Consider the following 19,978-nt stretch of genomic DNA (forward strand, 5'->3'; position numbering starts at 1 on the left):
CCGACGAACTCTCCGCTCAGTGAACTTGGGCCGTTGACGGCAGGTCACGGCTGATGGATGCTTTATAAAACCCCTTTTGTGCCTGGAGTGAGGCGGACTCCGTGCCAGCCGAGAGCTTGTCGAGGAGCCCCTGGTGAAAGACTCCCGCCTTTTGATTGTCGATGCCGACCATTCTAAGCGCGAACTTTACGCGCGAGCTGTCGAGGGGCTGCCGGCCTGTGAGCTGGTTTTCGAGGCCGATCTGGCGATCGCCGACCGACGTTTGGCGGATGAGTCGTTCGATGCGCTGATCGTCGCCATTTGCCCCCCCAACACGAAAGCCCTGGCCTTAGTCGACGCGGCGCGGCGGCGCGATGCCGCCCTGCCGGTGGTCATTGTCAGCGATCCGCCGACCGTCGACAGCGCCACCGCCGCCTTGCGATTGGGAGCGGCGGACTACCTGTCTCAGCCGCTGGTTGCAGGTATGCTTGCCGAACCGTTAGGCAGGCTGCTTGGACAGCGCCGGCGAGATGCCGAGCGCGAGTTGCTCCGCCGCCAGGTCGAACGTCCTTACACTTTCGACGACATCATCGGCACGAGTGCCGCGATGCGGAAGGTTTTCGAAACGATTGATCAGGTGGCCGACTCGGGCGTCGACGTGCTGGTCGTAGGTGATACGGGCACTGGCAAGGAGCTAGTGGCACGCAGCATTCACCGGCGCAGCCGTCGGGCCGGTGGCCCCTTCGTGCCGGTCGATTGCGGGGCCATACCCGAGAATCTGCTCGAGGCCGAGTTTTTTGGCCACGAGAAGGGAGCCTTCACGGGGGCCGAGAACCGCAGCATCGGCCTTTTGGAATTCGCCGACGCGGGGACATTTTTTCTCGACGAATTGGGCGAGTTGCCGCTATTGATGCAGGCCAAGCTGCTACGTACCTTGCAAGAGCGCAGGATTCGTCGTGTAGGCGGACGGCAAGAAACTGATGTCGACGTGCGAATCGTGGCGGCGACCGCTCGCGATCTTGACGCGATGGTGTCGCAGGGTCGCTTCCGCAAGGACTTGTATTACCGCATCAATGTGGTGCGCATCAACCTGCCCCCCCTTTCGGCACGTGGCGACGATCTGGGCCTGCTGGCGGAACATTTCGCCATTAAATACAGCCGCGAGATGAATAAGCCTGTGGCCGGCATCACGCCCGAAGCGTATCAAGTCATGGCCCACTACGCCTGGCCAGGCAACGTGCGCGAATTACAGAACGTGATCCGCCGGGCGTTGGCATTATCGACGAACTCGATGATCGGGGTCGAGAATCTGCCCGACTCGCTCGTGGTTAGCGCTGGCGCGGACCGGGGGGCCAAGAACGGAGCCGGAGGCTATTTCCGCGCACGTGACGACCACATGGCCAAATTCGAGCGGCAATACTTGATCGAACTCTTGCGACAACACGGCGGTGAAGTGACGTCCGCGGCACTCGAAGCGCAGTTACCCCGTGGCACCCTGTACAGGCTGCTGAAGAATCACGGCATCGACGCTGGCAGTTTTCGCGGGTGATCCAGCCAGGGCCTGGGTCGGGATTGCGCGCCACAAACGTGTGACAACTTACTCGGGGCGCGCGACGAACGACGTAAGTTAAATCACAGGCTGGCTTTTACGTGGCGCTGCTGATAATCCAGAAATCGTTGCCATGTCGCGCGCGTGAGAAACCCACCGAATTGCCTTGACGAATCAATTGGCGCGAGACGCGCGTCCGAACTCCAAGCAAGCACAGCAGTTCCAGATGCCCGGCGGGAATAATGCACCGATACATTGCCGCACGGCACAGGCGTTGCTTTAATGACTGCCGGCATCTGGAGGTTCCGGGTGAGGCGGACAGTAGAGCAAATTAGGGCGTCGAGTACGAAAGCGAGTTGAGCCATGAAAAAGATCGAAGCCGTCATCCGTCATTTCAAGTTGGAAGACGTGAAGAACGCCCTCACTGAAAAGGGCATCCACGGTATGACCGTGTCGGAAGTGCGCGGTTTCGGCCGCCAGAAGGGGCACACCGAGACCTACCGCGGTGCGGAGTACGCCGTGGACTTCATCCCGAAAGTAAAGTTGGAAGTCGTCGTCTCGGCTGCCGACGCCCACACGGTCGTCGATGCGATCGTCGGCAAGGCCCGCACCGGGCAGGTTGGCGACGGCAAGATCTTCGTCAGCGATCTCACCGAGGTCGTGCGCATTCGCACCGGCGAGACCGACCACGCCGCCCTGTAGGGCACCGGCGTCTGCTGCCGCAGAGAATCGAATCAGTGATCGGGGAGCGAAGCTTAGGCGGACTTCGCTCTCCGATTTTTTTTGCTGCGATTATCGAGCCGCAGAGTGAGATCGGCGATAACGTGTGCGCTCATCGAGTTCAAGTGGCACAGGCAGTTCGCCTCAGGACGAGCGCACCGCGTGACCAGCGCGGGGGCCGGCACTGCGGATTTCTTCGTTGGCGAATTGCTCGTATTGGGCAAAGTTCGCGCGAAACAGGGCGATGAGCTTATCGGCCGTCCGTTGATACGCGACTTCATCAGCCCAGGTTTGCTTGGGCAACAGAATCGCATCAGGCACCCCCGGACAATGCTGCGGCACCTCGAGTCCGAATTGCGGCTCGATAACCGTCGGCGCCTGTGCTAATTCGCCCGAGTGAATAGCGTCGATGATGGCCCGCGTGTAGGCCAGCTTGATGCGCGCGCCGGTACCGTAAGCCCCGCCGCTCCAGCCTGTGTTCACCAGCCATGCCTGAGCGTTATGCGCGCGAATTCGTTCGGCCAGCAGCGTCGCATATTTCGTGGGGTGCCAGACCATGAAGGCGGCGCCGAAACAGGCCGAAAACGTGACCGTCGGCTCGGTCACGCCCACTTCCGTGCCCGCGACCTTTGCGGTATAGCCGCTCAGAAAGTGATACATCGCTTGGGCAGGCGACAACTTGCTGACCGGCGGCAAAACCCCATAAGCGTCACAGGCCAGGAAGATGATGTTGGTCGGATGGCCGCCCTGGCAGGGGATTTTGGCATTGGGAATGAACTCGATCGGGTAGCAGGCCCGCGTGTTTTCGGTCAACGAATCGTCGCGGTAATCGGGCTCGCGCGTGGCCTCGTCAAAGACCACGTTCTCCAGCACTGAGCCGAAACGAATCGCCTGGTAAATCTCTGGCTCGGCCGCGGCCGAGAGACCGATGCACTTGGCGTAGCAGCCCCCTTCGATGTTGAAGACCCCCTCGTCGCTCCAGCAATGCTCGTCATCGCCGATCAGCCGACGATGCGGATCGGCCGAAAGCGTGGTCTTGCCGGTGCCCGATAGGCCGAAGAACAACGAGACGTCGCCGTCGATGCCCTCATTGGCCGAGCAGTGCATGGAGAGCACGCCCCGCAGAGGCATCAGATAGTTCATGATCGTGAAGATGCCCTTCTTCATCTCGCCGGCATACTCAGTGCCGAGAATGACGACCTCTCCGCGCTCGAAGCTGATGTCGACGCTCGTGCGCGACGTCATGCGCGCCGTCAGCAGGTTAGCGGGGAACTCGCCGGCATTGAAGATGGTGAAATCCGGTTCACCGAACGCAGCGAGTTCGTCCGCCGTGGGACGGATGAGCATGTTGTGCATGAACAACGCATGATACGGGCGTGCGCAGATCACGCGCACCTTCAACCGGTAACGTGGATTCCAACCGGCAAAGCCATCGACGACATAAATCAACGGCCGGGTCTCGAGATAGTCCACGGCCCGTTGCAGATTGGTGAGAAACGTGTGCTCGTCGAGCTGGATATTGATCGCACCCCACCACACGTTCCCCGAGCTATCGGCATGATCGACGATGCGTTTGTCCTTCGGGCTGCGGCCGGTTTTGCTGCCCGAGCGCGCCACAAGACCGCCGGATGGCATCAAGACGCCATGATCGCGCAGGATGGCCTCCTCGTACAATCGTGCCGGTGGCGCATTGCGCAAAACGTTGGGCACCGAAAGTCCATAGCGGCCCAGATTAAACGTATCGTGCATCATGCTTCTCGCGGAAAGAATATCGGCCAACCGAACCGGTTGCTATGACGTCCAAGGCTTTGACAACAAAAGGCAGAGTCCTGTCAGCCCGTCCCAGAGAGTCAAGCCAAAATAGTCCGCACGGGACATCGCTTGACGCTCGGTCAGAGGCCGTAAACTATACGCGCGCCGAGGTGCCCAGGCCAAGTTCTGCGGCGATCGTTTGCAGGGCGGCGATCACAAATTGGATATGTTCATCCAGGTCGACCCCCAGGTCTCTTGCCCCGCGATCGATATCCTCGCGTTTGACGGCGGCTGCAAACCCCTTTTGTTTTAGCTTTTTGCGTACACTGGCGGCCTGCATGCCGGCGAGCCGCTCGGGGCGCACCATAGCGACCGCCGTAACGAACCCTGCGAGCTCATCGCACGCGTATAGCGTCTTGTCTAGCTGCGAGCGTCGGGGACAGTCTGGCAGATAGTCCGCGTGCGATTTGATGGCGTAAATAATGTGCTCGGGATAACCCGCATCGGCCAGAATTGCGGCGCCCTTTAGCGGGTGGTCGGGGGGATTCGGCCATCGCTCGTAATCGAAATCGTGCAGTAACCCGACGATGCCCCACGTCTCCTCGTCCTCGCCGAAGCGGCGTGCGTAGGCTCGCATGGCCGCTTCGACCGCCAGCATATGCTTGCGCAAACTGTCGCCGCTCGTGTATTGGCAAACTAGATTGTAGGCGTCGGCACGATTCACGGGTGTTCGCACCTGGGAGATACGCAGCTGATGCCGCATGCCGGCGCGGCGAACGCACCTCGCTGTCACAAGTCATCCGTTTCGATGCGAGGCTTTCGCCCGCAGCGATGTCTAGCGACGTGTTGATTCAGCGGGCTTTGTCGAATCGGCGGCGGCGGTTTGCAACTCGCGCCACGGCTTCGAGGCTTCGTAGCTTTCCAGTTCCTTGGATAGGTCCGCCTTCTGCACGTCGTCCCCTAGGTCGAGAGCCTTCTTCGACCACTCGACGGCCGAAGAGAAATCTCCGATCTCGGCGTAGCCAGCCGCGAGCGTGCTAAGGATATGCGCCTGCTTATACTCGGTCTCTTCGCACGCCTTCTTCGCCAGATCGACCGCTCGCTTGCCGTCTCGCAACGAGGCATCCGGTGAAGTCGCCAACACCCAGGCCAGATTGTTCAGGACACCGCTGTCATCCCCCTTAAGGGCGAGAGCCTGTTCGAAATCGCTAATGGCTTCGCGCTGTTTGCCGGAGGTGAGATACAGATCGCCCCGCCCGCGAAAGGCCTGCCAATTCTTGGGATCGGCCTGCAAAATTTCGCCATACAATTGCATGCTGCGCTCCATCTTGCCGTCGGCGGCATAGACGGCCGCGAGCTGCAGCGAGGCCGCTTGATCGTCCGGTTCGAGCTTGCGGGCCAACTCCAGATCGCCCACGGCGGCCAAGTATTTATGGGCATGCGCCAAGAGGGCGGCCCGCTGACGCAGCGCTGGGACCATGCCGGGGCGCAGATCGAGTGCCTTGTTCAGGTCCTCCATCGCCTCATCCAAATGGTCGGGGATGGCGGCTTCAGCGCGCAACAGTAGGGCCGGAACATTGTCGCGATCGATACGCAGGACTTCGCTGAAATCGGCCAGTCCTGCTTCGTTTTTGCCAGCCAGCATGTTAACGCGGCCGCGTTGCAGCAGGATTTCGACCGAATCGGGAGCCAACTCCAGGGCGCGGTCCAGGCTGGCGCGCGCTTCGTCGAACTTCGTCTGTGTGGCTAAGGTCAGGGCCTTGGCTTCATGCGTCGTTGCGTCTTCGGGATCGAGAGCCAGGGCGGCGTCGAAGTCGGCCACGGCGCCGTCGGCATCTTTCAACGACAGCTTCATGGCACCCCGAGTACGCAAGATCTTGGGGTCTTGCGGCGCGAGCTTGGCCGCATCATTAAGGTCCGCCAGGGCTTGCTCGGGCGTATCCTGGATCGAGCTTCGCATCAGCAAGGCTTCGGATTGCTTGGCGGGATCGTCGGCGGTCAGACGGACGATCTCGTTGGTGGCCGACATGGCGCGCTTGCGGTCGCCGCCGGGAAGCGCTTGGAGTTTGGAGACCAGCAGGTAGGCGTCGACCATCGTGGGGTCGTATTGCAGGGCACGCTCCAGATCGGCCAAGCCAATTTGGCGCATTTGCGGCCACTGGGGAGGGGGAGCACCGCGACCGAAGATCATCTCGCAGACCGCCGATCCGCGTTCCAACAGCGATGATGCCAACAACTGCTTGGCGAATCCTTGGTTCTTTTCGCTCAATCCCTTGTCGAGCGCACTTTCGCACTGGCTGATGACAACATTCAGGTCCCGCACGCTGCGGGCCGACAGCTTTGTCTCGATCGCTTGGTCGAGATCCTCCTGCCCATTCTCTTTTTCTTCGCCAGCCCAAGAGTGGGTGGCCATAAGCATCAGCAACGAAACGAGACCTGCGGTGTGAACCGGCGCACGCATGGTATTAACTCCCTCGAATGGCAAGACCTGTGACCATCCCTGGTAGGCACCCCGCAGTGCAATCGTCGCACCTGGCCGGTGGACTTCGCGGCCGAGGCGACCGGAGCCATTTCCGGTAGCCACCGATGTTGCCGCGGGACACGCTGGCGGATGCGGGGCTCTGGGAACCTATTATGACCGCAATCCGGATTTGATGCTATCCGAGTCGATCGCCGTAAAGGCCGGTGCGATATTTGCTTATAGCGGGGCCGGCAAATCACGATGACAGAAAATCACCGCCGCCCCGACATAACAGGCCAGTCCGCAAGCCAGCAAGACGCCGTCGTACCGGACGGACAGGGCCCAGGCGTGGTCGTAATCGATGACCAAAGCCTGGGGTTCGCAGGCGGTGGCGAAGGTGAAATACATCAGCCATTCGAATCGTTCCACCAGCCGGCCAATCACCTTGAACACGAGCTCCACCATGTAAAAGGCACCCATGATGCCGATGGTCCGCCAGCGATAGTCGTCGGCCGACGAGACGAGGGTGCTAGCACCCGACAAAAAAAACATCATGGCAAACAGATTCAGAACGCCCGGCACAAAGTCGGTCCAGAAGACGGGCTCGCTCAGCTTGACCGTCGCCAACCCCATGCATGTACCCAGCAGCACGGCCGATGCCAGGATCGCGGACCCGATCGTGGTGACGATCGCCTGTGTGGCCAAAATCGACAGGCGCCGCACCGGCTGCGCCGTGAGCATCTCCATGGTGCCGCGGCCAATCTCGCCGCTCACGGCGTCCGATCCGCGCCCCACGGCCCAGATGGTTGTCGAGAACAGCACGACGGGATCAACGAACGCGGCCGAAATGCGACCCACCGGCGTGGCCACGCTCGCAAATGGCACACCAGAAAGTTTCTCGAACGACGGGGGCAAGGTCTCTAGAAAAATCGCCAGCGGCCCCAGTTCGATCAGGCTCGACAGATAGACGAACAGCCAGTTAAAGACGAACAATAGCGCCGTCAAAAAGATCACCAGCAATCGTGCATCGCCGATCGCCTTGCGCCACAGGGCCTTGTTTCCCATTACTGCACCTCGCCCCCATGAAAGCGATCATAGATCGAGCGCAGTCGATAAGGCTCGATGCGTACCTCTGCCAGGGGCAATGTGGCCAACCAGCCAAGCAGCGGCGATAATTCGCCGGGCGTCTCGATCGTCACCGATTCGGTGCCATTTTGATGAATTTGAATATCACCGGCCAGCCGCGCGGGAACCGGCGGCAAAGGGCCGGTAAGCTGCGCGCTAATGCGATGCTGCCGGCGCAGCTCGGCCATGATCTGCGTATGGACGACTTTGCCCTTGCGCAAAATGCACACGCGATTGCACGCATCTTCGACCTCGTCCAACACGTGCGACGAGAAGATCACAGTGCGGCCCGCGGCCTGCGCCTCGCGCACGATTGCCACCACGTCGCTGCGAACCGTCGGGTCTAGATTGGCTGTCGGCTCATCGAGAATCAACAGGGGCGTATCGGCTGCCAGCACAGCGGCTAGCGCCAGCTTCTGCCGCATGCCGGTCGAGAAACCAGAAACTTGTCCCGACAGATCCAACTCCAGACGGTCGGCAAAAGCCAACGCACGCTGCAAATCGGCACTGCTGCGCACGTCGCAAAAGAATCGCAGTACCTCGCGACCCCGCATCTGCGGGAAGAGCCGGGCGTCGCCCGGCAAATAGGCCACACGCTCGTGTACGGCCACGCTTTGCCGGTAGCAGTCCAGACCGTCGATCGTGGCCTGACCGGCCGTGGGCCGCAGGTATCCCATCAACAGTCGCAAGAGCGTGGTCTTGCCGGCGCCATTAGGTCCGAGCAGCCCCAGCACCTCTCCGCGAGGAATTTCCAGGTCGCACCGGTCCAGCGCGGTCTTCTGGCCGTAGGCCTTGGTCAACGAATGGGTTTCGACCAGCACTCAGACCATCCTCGCAAAGAAAACCGACGGTCGCAGACAGCCCGTTGGCGCCTCATCCGAATCGAGCGGGACGCAGACGATATTGAAGTCGCTCTATTGTTGACGCGCTGCCGCCGACTGACAAGCGTCCTTTGGTTTGCGGCTGTCGCTGGCTGCAGTATGAATGTGCGATCGCGGCGCCCGGGGGGGTCAAGCTCCGCCAGAGCTGATTATTGCGGCGATTCGTTCGCGATTCACCGGCTCGATCAAGCCATGCTCGCAAATGATGGCGCGGATCAAGCGGGCTGGCGTGACATCAAAGGCCGGGTTGTAGACCTTTATGCCATCCGGCGCAGTCTGGCGGCCGAAGCCGTGGGTTATTTCGCGGCTGTTGCGTTCTTCGATCGGGATTTGACTGCCATCGGCCAGGGACAGGTCGAACGTACTTGTCGGCGCGGCCACGTAGAAGGGAATGTCGTGCGCGGCGGCCAACAAGGCCACGCCGTAGGTGCCGATCTTGTTGGCCGTGTCGCCGTTGGCGGCGATCCGATCGGCTCCTGTGATGACTGCCTGCACGCGCCCCTCGCGCATCACTTGGGCCGCCATCGAGTCGCAGATGAGCGTCACATCGATGCCCCGCTGCTGTAGCTCCCATGCCGTCAACCGGGCGCCTTGCAACAGAGGCCGGGTCTCATCGGCATAGACGTGCAACTGCTTGCCAGATTCTTGCGCGGCGAAGAATACGGCCAATGCGGTACCGTAGTCGCTGGTGGCCAGGCCGCCTGCATTGCAGTGCGTGAGGACTCCTTGACCGTCGGTGAGCAGTGCGGCGCCGAAACGGCCAATCGCGCGGCACATGGCACGATCTTCCTCGTTGATTGCCTGCGCTTCGGCGAGTAGTCGGCCGGCAATTTCGCGCGGCGATAGTGCTTCCGACGCGTTGGCGACCTGCTCCAATCGAGCAATTGCCCAGAACAGGTTGACGGCCGTCGGCCGGCTATCGGCCAAACGTTGAGCATCCTTGTGCAGTTGAACGCGAAAGGCCGCCGCTTCAAGCTTCATGGCGTGCTGTGCGCCCAGTACTAGTCCATAAGCAGCAGCGATGCCGATCGCCGGCGCACCGCGGACCCGCAGCACGCGAATGGCCTCGAATACCGTTTCCACATCATGGCAGTCGATTTCACGCACTTCCAGCGGCAAGAGCGTTTGATCGATCAGTTTTAAATGACCGTCGACGTCTCCGACCCAGCGAAGCGTTGGCGGTGCGACAGGATATTGCTCGATCGACATAGGATGCTTGCGATCAATGGTCGAAACAAGGGTTCAGTGGCATGTCAAACGTCTCGGCCACGGCTCGATTGGTGACCGCGCCATCCATGATGTTTACCGCGCGGGCGATAGGCGGAAAGCGCTGGCAGGATTCTGCCAAACCGTAGCGTGCCAGGTGCAACGCCCAAGGAAGCGTTACGTTGCACAGCGCGTATGTGCTGGTGCGCCCCACCGCGCCCGGCATGTTGGTAACGCAATAATGGACGACTTGCTCGACCAGGAACGTCGGTTCGCTATGCGTCGTCGGATGGCTGGTGGCAACGCAGCCCCCTTGGTCGATGGCCACGTCGATGATCACGCTGCCCGGCTGCATCACCTTCAGGTCGCTTTCCTCGATCAGCATCGGCGCTCTGGCACCGGGGATCAGCACGGCGCCGATCACCAAGTCTGCGCGACGCAATTGCTCGCGAATCGTATGGCGATCGCTGAACAGACAATCGACGTTGGCCGGCATGATATCGTCGAGATAGCGCAGCCGATCCATGTTGACGTCCATAAGTCCGACGTTGGCGCCGAAGCCAGCCGCAACCTTTGCGGCATTCGCGCCCACCACGCCTCCCCCCAGGATCGTGATGTTGGCGGGGGCCACTCCGGGCACTCCCCCCAGCAAAATCCCGCGCCCCATCTGAGGGCGCTCGAGATATTTGGCCCCTTCCTGGATGCTCATGCGACCGGCCACCTCGCTCATGGGCGTCAACAGCGGCAGACGTCCGTTGTCGTCGCGCAGTGTCTCGTAGGCAACCGCGGTGCAGCCGCTGGCTAATACGGCTTCGGTCAGAAGCCGATCCGCGGCGAAATGAAAATATGTGAATACGATTTGCCGCCGGCGCAGCAGCGGCCATTCGCTGGGGAGAGGCTCTTTCACCTTGAGGACCATGTCGGCCCTGGCGAAAACTTCTGCGGGGCCTTCGACCATGCGGGCGCCCTGCTCGATGTATTGTTCGTCCAGTATGCCCGAGCCAAGGCCCGCACCGGATTCGACCAGGACCTCGTGCTTGGCGCGGACCAACTCTTCGACGCCGACGGGCAGCAGTGCCACGCGGTATTCGTCGCGCTTGATTTCCTTGGGTACGCCGACGATCACGGTCGGATCCTTTCCAAAGGAGACGCAAACCTCTGCAACCTGGAGCCGGCTCCGTCGCGACCAAGCAGGCCGCTGGCAATGATGCGAATCCGCGCCGATTGTGTCAACCGCGACCAGTTGCTGAGCACACGCACTGGCACAGAAACCGTGGCACTCGCGCGAGACTACTCGTGAGAGGCCGTCGTCGAGTCGATTTCCTTGGCAGAATCCCCTGACCCTTCTTCGCTGCGCCGTAGGTAGAGCTTGATGGGGACTTCGCCGAATGGAAGGTGGTCACGGAACACCCCCAACAAATAGCGGCGATAATCCGTTTTGAAGAGTCGCGGTTCGTTGCAGAACAGCACGATAGTTGGCGGCTGAATGCCCACTTGCGTGCCGTAATAGATCTTCGGCCGACGATTGGACGACAGCGGCGGCGGATTCCCATCCAGGGCTGCTCGCACAAGCTTGTTCAAATCGGCCGTCGACACACGATCCTGCGATTGCTTGAAGAGCATCTGGCCGTGGTTCAACAGCGCTTTGACGTTTTTGCCGGTCTGACCCGTAATAAAGGCGATGGGCACGTGCCACATCGAGCGGAAAGTGTCGCGCAGGTATTTGACCCACTTCTCCGTCGGCATCGAATCGGCCAGCAAGTCCCACTTATTGACGACAAAGACACAAGGCTTGTATTGCTCGCTAATGTAGTCGCCCAACTGCTTGTCAACCTTGCTGATGGGCTGCGACGCATCGAAGAATAGCAATACGACGTCCGCGCGGCGGATGCTGCGCTGTGCGCGATGTAAGCTGTAAAAGTCGATGTCGGTCGTAATGCTCTTGCGACGCCGCAACCCCGGCGTATCGATGGCCATGAAGGCCTTGCCGTCGAGCTCGAAGCGCACATCGACGCTGTCTCGCGTGGTGCCGGGCACTTCGCTGGTAATCATTCGTTCGGCCTTGGCCAAACTATTAACAAAAGTGCTTTTGCCCGTATTGCGGCGGCCGACGATCGCCACCTTCATCGTGGCTTCGGCAGGAGCAGGGGATAGGCCGTCGTCCGGTGGCAGCCGCTCGATGATTAAATCGAGTAACTCTTGCCGACCGCGGTTTTCCTTGGCGCTGACGCGCACGATCTTGCCGCGCCCCAGCTTATAGAATTCATCGGCTTGGATGTCCATGCTCGGCGCGTCGGCCTTGTTCGCCACACAGAGGATCGGCACGTCGATGTATCGCAGCCGCTTCGAGACCTCTTGATCCAGCGGCACGACCCCACTGCGCGTATCGACCACGAATAGCACGACGCTTGCAGACTCCAACGCGATCGTGATTTGCTGCTCAATGTCCGCCGTGAGGTTATCGACGTCTTCGACGCCAATACCGCCGGTATCGACCAGTTCGAAGTAGCGGTCATCGACACACATCAGGTGTGTGAGGCGGTCCCGCGTGACGCCTGCCGTGCCGTCGACAATGGCCAGTCGCTTGCCAACGATCCAATTGAAAAGGCTCGACTTGCCTACGTTCGGCCGGCCGACAATGACAACCTGCGGGATACCCATGACCAAATTGATACGTACGAGGTGAAATAATGCTCGGCGGTACTGGGCCAGGACCGACGGCCCGCCGCGACCGAGCACTCCATGATACCTGTTCGCCCCCTAACTGTGAGCCGGAAACTGGCGGTAGGCGTCATTTTACGTGCTATCGCCCTACCGCTTATACTCCTGGCAGATATACGCAACGGCCGCATACTTCGGAGGCACGGATGTCGAAAATGTCTGACAAAGCGGGTCGCTCAACGGGGCGCGCGGTCGTCCAGACGTTGGAATCTCTGGAACGGGCTGGAATCACACATCTGCCCAAGAAACGCTCGCGCGCGGCGCGACCGGCCCCCGGGGGGCAAGAAATCTCCCCGGCGGCTGTGGTCCGCGCGACGGAGCCCGAGGTTACTGTCAGTCCGGCAGCCGCGGCGATCCCGACACCCCAGGTTCGGAACCTGACACGCGACGAGCGCGTGGCGCAGCTGGAAATTATTCGCGGCGAAGTCGCTGGCTGCCAGCGCTGTGGGGAGTTGGCTGCCACGCGTTGCAAAACCGTGTTCGGTTCCGGAACTCCTCAACCACGCCTGGTATTCATGGGTGAGGCACCCGGTGCCGACGAAGACCGCCAAGGTGAGCCGTTCGTCGGCCGTGCTGGCCAACTGCTTACCAAAATCATCGAGGCCTGTACGCTCCGTCGGGAGGATGTTTATATCCTCAACACGCTCAAATGCCGGCCCCCCGAGAACCGCACGCCGCTCCCCCAGGAGGCGGCCAACTGTCGTGAGTTTCTCGATCGGCAATTGGCCATCTTGCAGCCCGAGTACATCTGCTGCTTGGGAGCGGTAGCTGCGCAAAATCTGCTCGGCACCACGCAGACCATTGGTCGCTTACGCGGAAGTTTGCATGCGTTTCAAGGTTTCCGCGTATTGTGCACCTATCATCCGGCCTACTTGCTGCGCAATCCGGCTGCCAAGAAAGACTGCTGGCAAGATATGCAGTTGCTATTGCGCGAGATGGGTATCCCACTGCCAAGTGCGGGCAGCCAATCCTGAAATGGATTCCAGGCAGCTGACCTATTGCGCTACGCGGATATCGGTCGGCGCGCAAGTCAGCGCCTTACTGCGTAGGCTGCCGAGTCAGGTTTCCGCGGTGGCAACCGGGGGTACGAGGCGAAACAGCACGTCGCGCACGGCCTTCAGCTTCACAGGCAAAGGAACGACCACGCGATGATCGGCCAGGTGCGGCTGAATCCGCGCGTGCCATTCCGGGTGTTTCTCATCGAGCAGAATCACCGTCGGAACTTTTCCGGTCTGTTCCCCCGAGGCGAGATCCACGAATGCGTCGACAACCGCGTCTTTTAACTCGCCGCTGGAAAGTATGACCCCGTCGATGGGATGCTGCGTATCCTCGCAGCGCGCTAGAGCCCGCTTGGCATCGCTGATCACTAGCACTCGGTAGCCATAGCGTTTCAGTGCGTCACGGAACGTATCCTGCACTTGCGAATTCGACTCGACCACCAACAAGGCGCGCCGTTGGCTGTCTGGTAAATACTGCGCGACTTCGCGCTGTTTCTTCATTTGATCGGCGGGCGAAAGCTGTTGCATGCTGGCCGCGGTGATGTCCTCGGTGCCCAGGCAAGCTTCGTCTTCGCCAGCGGCCATGCGGTCCCCGGCCATCCGCAGGTCCATGTGCATTTGGCCGGGAGTTTGAAAGCGCTTGTCGGCTTCCAGACTCATGGCCTTGTTGACCACCGCCGCGACCACCCGCGGCACCCCGGGGCAGGCCAGATGGATTGGTTCAACGCCGGTATAGCGCGACTTTGATAACCGCTGAATGCGATCGCGCGTTTCGACCAGCGGAGCCTTGCCGCTCAGCATGTGGTAGAAAATGCAGCCGATAAAGTAGATATCGCTACGGGCGTCATCCTTGCGTACGCCCGTCGCCCGTTCCAATCCGGCATAGTCGATCGTGCGAGCATTTAAAGTTTCTGCAGTGATCGACTCGTCGGCAATCCTCTCATCAGCGCCGGCCAGTCCGAAATCGACTAGCTTGGCCTGACCACGGCTGGAGAGCAGTACGTTAGTCAGCTTCAGATCCCGATGGGAGATGCCACGCTGATAGGCATAGTCGAGGCCTGCCGCTATATCGGTGGCGATTTTGGTGGCCTCGGTCGGCGAGAATTTCTTACGCACCTTCATGAAATCGCGGAGGTTTCCCCCTTCGACGAACTCCATGACGAGATAGTGCAAGTTGCCCTTCGATACCGCCTCGAAGATGGGAACGATGTTGGGGTGTCGCAACGAAACCCCCATCAATCCCTCGCGGTAGAATTGATCGGTCTGCGCCGGATCCTCGCAGTAGCGACGGCGGAGAACCTTCAGGGCGACGACCTTCCCGGAATCTTTGTGAACGGCCCGGTAGACCCTCGCAAAGCTGCCGCCGGCTACCAGATACAGGACCTTGTAGTCTCCATAGAAATAGCCGCCGCGTTCGCCGCGTAGCAGACGCTCTAGTTGAAAATTGGTCAGCAGTTCGCGACGCAGCAGCAATTGAACGAACTCGTCGACCGTTACATTGCGTCGACCGAACTCGCCCCAGATCTCCTGTAACTGGCGATCCGTAAGAAGGTTGAGGTCGAACGCGCGCTGAGCGATCGATTCAGCGGTCTGTTCGGCCATGGTGCTATCGACTCCCTGTTCCCGTGGCGCGCAACGGCACCAATGCAACTTCGTCGCCCGGAGCCCGCGCTGGCGGGAATACGCGCGTTGACCTCAATCGTACGCTGACTGCGAAATGCTCGCAACGACCGTAGGACGAAGTGTCGGTCCGCGCCAAAAAAGAAGCACCCGGTTGGGTGGCTGGGTCGAACAACGCGCGCCGTCAGTCCTTTGCCACTTTCTAGACGGCGGCCCGGGGAGTATACGAGGCCGCACCAACCCTCGGGCGTCCACCGCCTTTGAATTAGTTCGGCACTGGAGTATCCGGCAGATTTGCTGAGGGCGCAAGAAAAGAAGCACTCGGGCCCGTGGGAGAAATGAGACCCGAGTGCTTCAGTCGCGGAATGGCAGATTTAGCGGATCAGGGGGCGGGGGGTAGCGAAATGGTCAGGATTGTTCCAACCGGCTGCGGTAGTCGTCACGCTCGCGGCGGGTGGCTTCCAAGTCGAACATCAGATACTTCATGTCGAGCCGCAATTGGCCCAACGCATCTTGAACCATGCCGAGGATTCGCCGGCGACGTTGCGTGCTTTCGACAACGCGTGACAGGGCAGGCGCCAACATTTCTCGAACCTCGGGCGAAAGGGACTCGATATGGCTACGAAGCAAAACCAGGTCTTGCGGGAGACCCGACGATTCGGCGGACGTGTCGTGGGAAACTTGGCTCATGGTGTCGGCCCTTGTAGCGTTGTCAGGATGCTGAGTTGGTCTTAAAGCACCGGGCGTGCCAGAGCATGGTGCCGATCCAAGGTCAGCGCGTAACTCCTTGTGACGAAAGAATTTCAGGGATCCGGTGCGTTTTCGTCCGTCGAGCAGATGTTGACGAAAGGCATCGAAGTGATCTGGAGGCAGTTCGCAAACCCTGATAGAAACGGGGTTTAAGGAAAATTCCCGGAATACGTCGCCGTGTCGCTTTTCCGCCATGCGGCGGGCCGTAAATCGGGAAATGTTTGGGCCGACGGATCGCCCGATGAGTTCTTCGCACCGTTCCCTACTCGGGAAAGCCCTGTTGTGGGCGTCCCTCGTGGCGTCGAGCGTGGAGGTGCGCGCCCAGGTCGTCGTGCGGCAAGATTTTGATGGTCCAGACACGACCTGGCGCGACGGGCGGGGTAGCCCCAGTTATCGCACCCTGGATCATAGACGCACGAGCGAGGGCGCGCGGACCGGAGCGGGCTGCGAATTCTTTGCCTTTGCGTCCGGTGGCAAAGGCACCTTCGTCTACCTAATTCACGACCTGGCGCCGGCACGAATTATCGACGAGTTGAAACCTAGCCTGTGGGTGCGATCCGACCAGCAGGGAATTCAGCTATTGGCCCGTGTGGTTTTCCCGCGCAGCATCAACCCCGAGACCAAACAACCCGACTCGACGCTCATTGCCGGCACAAGCTACGCCCGCGTTGGCTCCTGGGAACAACTGCGGATTGAAGACGTGCCAAAACTCATGGCAGGTCAGGCCCGTGTCTTGCGCGCCGAATTCAAACGCGAAGTTGACAGTCGCGAGGCGTTTATCGATCGGCTGGTGTTAAATATCTACACCGCTCCGGGCCAAACACGCCTATGGATCGACGACCTCGAAGTGGCCGGATTCGTAGGCGAGGCGGCAATGCCCGCGGGCACAGGGCCTCTCCCCTCGGCGGTGTCGCATCAGCCGGGATCACGCGCCGAGCCCGTTCCGGCTGGCCCGACGGCGCCTCGTCGCCAGGGACCGCAACTCAAAAATGACATGCTTCTGGTCGGAGAGCGGCCATTTTTCCCACGTGCTATCGAGTATCAAGGGGAGCCATTCACGGTCCTTAAAGATCGTGGATTCAATACGGTTCGACTTCGCGCGCTTCCGTCCGATGCACTGTTGGCGGAAGCGAACAAAACTGGCCTGTGGCTGATCTGCCCGCCCCCCTTGCCCGCCGGGCTCGATCGCCCTGTCGTCGACGCCGCCCCTTTGGCTGGCATCACTGCGGAATTCGATTGCGTGCTGGCTTGGGACCTAGGCGAAGGGCTCACGGGCCGAGAACTGGCCGCGGTGAAACGTTGGGCCGAGCAAGTACGCCGCGCCGACCAGCTTGCGCGCCCGATCATTTGCGGCGCGAGCGCCGACTTGCGCGAATATAGTGCACCCGGCCGTGCCGATATTCTGGTGCTCGATCGCTTTACTCCGTCTACCAGCTTCGAGTTGAACGACTATCGCCGATGGCTGCACGAAAGACCGCGGTTCGCGCGGTACGGCACGCCCATCTGGAGCACAGTACCCACCGAGCCCGCCGCGACCCTGGTCAGTCAGCTGGTCGGATTCTCCGCGGGTCGTCCCGTAAATCTGTTGGCGGGGACAGAGCAGACGAGGTTGGTGGCCTACACGGCGCTTGGCGCCGGAGCCCGAGGGCTGATTTTTGCGTCGCACGCTCCGTTGACCGGCCAGGACGTCGACACGCGCTGGCGCGCCTCGCAACTGGAACTGTTGAATCTCGAGTTGGAATTGATCGAGCCTTGGATCGCTGCCGGCACATTGGTCACAACGGTGTCTAGCACGGACAACGAGGTGCAGGCCGCAGTGCTGCAGACCAACGGTGCGCATTTGGTACTGCCGGTCTGGTCCGGCAAGGGCGCACAATTCGTCCCCGGGCATGCAACGGCCACCGGTGAGTTGTCCTTCCGTGTGCCTGGTGTGCCAGAGACGATGAAGGCCTACGAAATCTGGCCCGGCGGCATGCGGCTGATTAGGACACTGCGGGTAACGGGCGGAGTTAATGTCACGATCGACAACTTTGGTTTAACCTCGATGGTCCTGATCACCCAGGATTTGCAGGGAGAGGTGATGAAACGCGCGTCCCAGGCGCGCGATCACGCGGCGAAACTGCTGATCGAGATGGCGACGGTTAAGTTGCAAATCGACACTGATGTTCGCGGGCAGCTTTCCAACCGCGGCAAAGCAAAGACACTGGCGCCGCGCGATCAATTGCTGCAGACCGCTCGAACAGAATTGCAGTCCGCCGAAACATCGTTAGGCCGCGGCAATGTGACTGACGCCTTTCGATTTGCCCAGCTGTCCCTACGCAATTTGCGCGCGATGGAAAGGGACTATTGGCTAGCGGCCACGGCGAAGTTGGGTTCGCCAGTAAGTAATCCGTACGCCGTTGCGTTTGCGACGTTGCCTCAGCATTTCTCGCTGGTCGAGAACGTCGACGGCGCGCGTCGTATGAAGAATCTGCTGCCGGAAGGGAATTTCGAGGATCTTGGACGAGCCATCAACGCCGCCGGATGGAAGCATTATCAGCATCCGCTCGATGGCGTCCGAGAAGAGGCGGAAATCTCACAGGCAAAATTCTGCGAGGGCAAACACAGTCTGAGAATGGCCGCCAAGGCCATCGATCCCGAGGCTCCGCCCGATCAGATCGAAACGCCGCCGGGCTGGATCACCAGCCCAGTACTCACCGTCGAGCCGGGCACACTGTTGCGCTTGCACGGTCGCGTGCTCGTGCCCGCGCCCATCAAAGGAAGCCCCGACGGTCTATTGATCATCGATTCCTTGGGAGGCGAGGCGCTGGCCGAGCGGATTGTCCATGCCCCTGACTGGAAGGAATTCATCGCCTACCGCGTGGCCGACGCCTCACGCGGGCTCACCCTGACGTTCGCTTTGACGGGACTGGGAGAGGTATGGATCGACGACGTGACTATCGAACCGGTCCTACCGCGCACCGCTGCACCGGGATCGACACGACCGCCGGCCGACCCAGCGGCCAATCGCCGCTTGCCCCTTCTTCGTTAAACTGGCGCGGTGATTCTGCCGCACACCCCTGCGAAACCACTCCGCATCGCTACCTGCGAGGCGATGCTACGCGCCGCGCGCTAAATGCCTCGGCAGCAACGTGCATGTCTCCTAGTGAGTTGATCCCCGACTCGATCGCGAGTTTAGACTGGCCGGTGGGATATCGATCGCTCGCGAGCCAGCCTGTCCGTTCGTGCCACATGACAAAGTCCCAGGCGCCGACGGGGACTGTTGGAATCTCGAATCGGCCGCCTTCGTCAGTGATGGCGAAGTAAGGATGCGCGAGCGGCAGCAGGAAAGCACCCATCCACGGATGGATGTTGCTCGATAGCCGCACTGGAACTGGCTCCGCCCTGCGGGCAACGTATTCGATCCTCGCACCAGGCTTCAACAGCGGATTGACGAACGGATTGTTTACCGCCTGTAAATTGATATTTGTCGTCTCGTCCATGTCATTGACAAGCTCAAGATGCCGGGCAAGCCAAAACACGCGCACGTGCGGTTCAAATCTCCCCGGTTCGGCGAGGACCTTGATCGGCGGGAGTGGTCTTGGTGGCGGAATAGGAGGTAGGCCCTTGCCGCGCAGCCAGATGACGACGTTGGCAATGCCGCCGTCAGGCCCCACGATCAGCGACTCGTCTCTCAAACCGAGCGCGATAAGCTGCGGCGAGTTGGCCGCCTCGACGACCGTGCCCGTGCCGTCGCGATTGCGATAGGACCAGGTAAACGTGAGTGGTTTTCGCTCGGGCGGAGGGCCGGTGTACAAGATGCGTCCTACCAGGCTCGCGGCTGGTACGGTCACGTCGCGTGCAATGGCCGATCCATCAACCGCGTGATCGTCTGCAGCGGACAAAGTGTGTGCCGTCGCAGCGAGAACCAGAAACGCGACGAGCGCTCCTTCGGCAATCCGCTTCGTCATCCCCCGGTATTGGCGCATGAATCGGGCTCCGCTGCTTGTCCAAACGGTGAATTTCTTCTTACCGTTACGAGCCGGCCACGTCGCTATCCTTTCATAAATATACTGACCGCAACGGACGAGGATCGACGACGCGGGGCCAATGCCTGCCGCCGTGGACCTCGGCGTTTGGAGTGCGGACGTTTACGGCACGTTCTTCCTTCTCCGCTGCGCCATACTTGCGGGACGAGTTGTTGCAGAAGTGCAGCAAATGACCGTCCCATCCAGCT

15 protein-coding genes are annotated in these 19,978 nt (G+C 60.7%); 4 read left to right on the top strand and 11 right to left on the bottom strand.

The genetic code is table 11. The annotated features are described in order from the left end of the window. Positions 1-133 precede the first annotated feature (133 nt). Entirely contained in the window at positions 134-1,528 is a 1,395-nt protein-coding gene (locus tag VGG64_23065) for a sigma-54 dependent transcriptional regulator (protein ID HEY1602503.1), read from the top strand. A gap of 363 nt (positions 1,529-1,891) precedes the next feature. Next, positions 1,892-2,230, top strand: a complete 339-nt coding sequence (locus VGG64_23070) for a P-II family nitrogen regulator (GenBank protein ID HEY1602504.1) — start codon at positions 1,892-1,894, stop codon at positions 2,228-2,230. A 162-nt stretch (positions 2,231-2,392) separates the two neighbouring features. Here the strand turns inward: VGG64_23070 and pckA are convergent, their stop codons facing one another. The 8 genes from pckA to der form a co-directional block, all read right to left on the bottom strand. Next, positions 2,393-3,997 (bottom strand): phosphoenolpyruvate carboxykinase (ATP), encoded by a 1,605-nt coding sequence (pckA, locus tag VGG64_23075; protein HEY1602505.1) that lies wholly within the window; start codon positions 3,995-3,997, stop codon positions 2,393-2,395. 157 nt (positions 3,998-4,154) lie between these two features. Further along, a complete protein-coding gene (locus VGG64_23080) occupies positions 4,155-4,724 on the bottom strand; it encodes an HD domain-containing protein (protein HEY1602506.1) in 570 nt (189 codons plus the stop codon). A 111-nt stretch (positions 4,725-4,835) separates the two neighbouring features. Further along, positions 4,836-6,461, bottom strand: coding sequence for a tetratricopeptide repeat protein (locus tag VGG64_23085; protein HEY1602507.1), 1,626 nt, complete (start codon positions 6,459-6,461; stop codon positions 4,836-4,838). 237 nt (positions 6,462-6,698) lie between these two features. Further along, positions 6,699-7,526 (bottom strand): ABC transporter permease subunit, encoded by an 828-nt coding sequence (locus tag VGG64_23090; GenBank protein HEY1602508.1) that lies wholly within the window; start codon positions 7,524-7,526, stop codon positions 6,699-6,701. Next, complete coding sequence (locus VGG64_23095; protein ID HEY1602509.1) at positions 7,526-8,407, bottom strand: ABC transporter ATP-binding protein; 882 nt, start codon at positions 8,405-8,407, stop codon at positions 7,526-7,528. The genes VGG64_23090 and VGG64_23095 overlap by 1 nt, the downstream gene beginning before the upstream one ends. Before the next feature lie 189 nt (positions 8,408-8,596). Beyond that, a complete protein-coding gene (mtnA, locus tag VGG64_23100) occupies positions 8,597-9,676 on the bottom strand; it encodes an S-methyl-5-thioribose-1-phosphate isomerase (GenBank protein HEY1602510.1) in 1,080 nt (359 codons plus the stop codon). 13 nt (positions 9,677-9,689) lie between these two features. Beyond that, positions 9,690-10,799, bottom strand: a complete 1,110-nt coding sequence (gene ald, locus VGG64_23105; protein ID HEY1602511.1) for an alanine dehydrogenase — start codon at positions 10,797-10,799, stop codon at positions 9,690-9,692. A gap of 164 nt (positions 10,800-10,963) precedes the next feature. Then, entirely contained in the window at positions 10,964-12,334 is a 1,371-nt protein-coding gene (gene der, locus VGG64_23110; protein HEY1602512.1) for a ribosome biogenesis GTPase Der, read from the bottom strand. A 215-nt stretch (positions 12,335-12,549) separates the two neighbouring features. Here der and VGG64_23115 point away from each other — a divergent pair, with 215 nt between their 5' ends. Next, positions 12,550-13,368: a uracil-DNA glycosylase gene (locus tag VGG64_23115; GenBank protein ID HEY1602513.1), complete on the top strand. Its 819-nt coding sequence runs from the start codon at positions 12,550-12,552 to the stop codon at positions 13,366-13,368. Between the two features lie 84 nt (positions 13,369-13,452). On the opposite strand, the gene VGG64_23120 is transcribed toward VGG64_23115, so the two are convergent. Together VGG64_23120 and VGG64_23125 are read right to left on the bottom strand one after the other, a co-directional pair. Then, positions 13,453-14,994 (bottom strand): serine/threonine-protein kinase, encoded by a 1,542-nt coding sequence (locus VGG64_23120; GenBank protein HEY1602514.1) that lies wholly within the window; start codon positions 14,992-14,994, stop codon positions 13,453-13,455. Between the two features lie 426 nt (positions 14,995-15,420). Beyond that, on the bottom strand, positions 15,421-15,702 hold the full coding sequence (locus tag VGG64_23125) for a transcriptional regulator (GenBank protein ID HEY1602515.1): 282 nt from the start codon (positions 15,700-15,702) through the stop codon (positions 15,421-15,423). A 301-nt stretch (positions 15,703-16,003) separates the two neighbouring features. Here VGG64_23125 and VGG64_23130 point away from each other — a divergent pair, with 301 nt between their 5' ends. After that, a complete protein-coding gene (locus tag VGG64_23130) occupies positions 16,004-18,793 on the top strand; it encodes a hypothetical protein (GenBank protein ID HEY1602516.1) in 2,790 nt (929 codons plus the stop codon). Between the two features lie 49 nt (positions 18,794-18,842). Here the strand turns inward: VGG64_23130 and VGG64_23135 are convergent, their stop codons facing one another. Next, the gene (locus tag VGG64_23135; protein ID HEY1602517.1) at positions 18,843-19,730 is read right to left on the bottom strand and encodes a hypothetical protein; all 888 of its coding nucleotides are present in this window, start codon (positions 19,728-19,730) and stop codon (positions 18,843-18,845) included. Positions 19,731-19,978 lie beyond the last annotated feature (248 nt).

The sequence above is a fragment of the Pirellulales bacterium genome (genome assembly GCA_036490175.1).
GTDB lineage: Bacteria > Planctomycetota > Planctomycetia > Pirellulales > JACPPG01 > JACPPG01.

Coding starts and splice junctions, on each gene's coding strand:
- VGG64_23115 (HEY1602513.1), top strand. CDS start 12,550: ATGTCTGACAAAGCGGGTCGCTCAACGGGGCGCGCGGTCGTCCAGACG.
- VGG64_23085 (HEY1602507.1), bottom strand. CDS start 6,461: ATGCGTGCGCCGGTTCACACCGCAGGTCTCGTTTCGTTGCTGATGCTT.
- pckA (HEY1602505.1), bottom strand. CDS start 3,997: ATGCACGATACGTTTAATCTGGGCCGCTATGGACTTTCGGTGCCCAAC.
- mtnA (HEY1602510.1), bottom strand. CDS start 9,676: ATGTCGATCGAGCAATATCCTGTCGCACCGCCAACGCTTCGCTGGGTC.
- VGG64_23125 (HEY1602515.1), bottom strand. CDS start 15,702: ATGAGCCAAGTTTCCCACGACACGTCCGCCGAATCGTCGGGTCTCCCG.
- VGG64_23070 (HEY1602504.1), top strand. CDS start 1,892: ATGAAAAAGATCGAAGCCGTCATCCGTCATTTCAAGTTGGAAGACGTG.
- VGG64_23120 (HEY1602514.1), bottom strand. CDS start 14,994: ATGGCCGAACAGACCGCTGAATCGATCGCTCAGCGCGCGTTCGACCTC.
- VGG64_23135 (HEY1602517.1), bottom strand. CDS start 19,730: ATGCGCCAATACCGGGGGATGACGAAGCGGATTGCCGAAGGAGCGCTC.
- VGG64_23130 (HEY1602516.1), top strand. CDS start 16,004: ATGAGTTCTTCGCACCGTTCCCTACTCGGGAAAGCCCTGTTGTGGGCG.
- VGG64_23090 (HEY1602508.1), bottom strand. CDS start 7,526: ATGGGAAACAAGGCCCTGTGGCGCAAGGCGATCGGCGATGCACGATTG.
- der (HEY1602512.1), bottom strand. CDS start 12,334: ATGGGTATCCCGCAGGTTGTCATTGTCGGCCGGCCGAACGTAGGCAAG.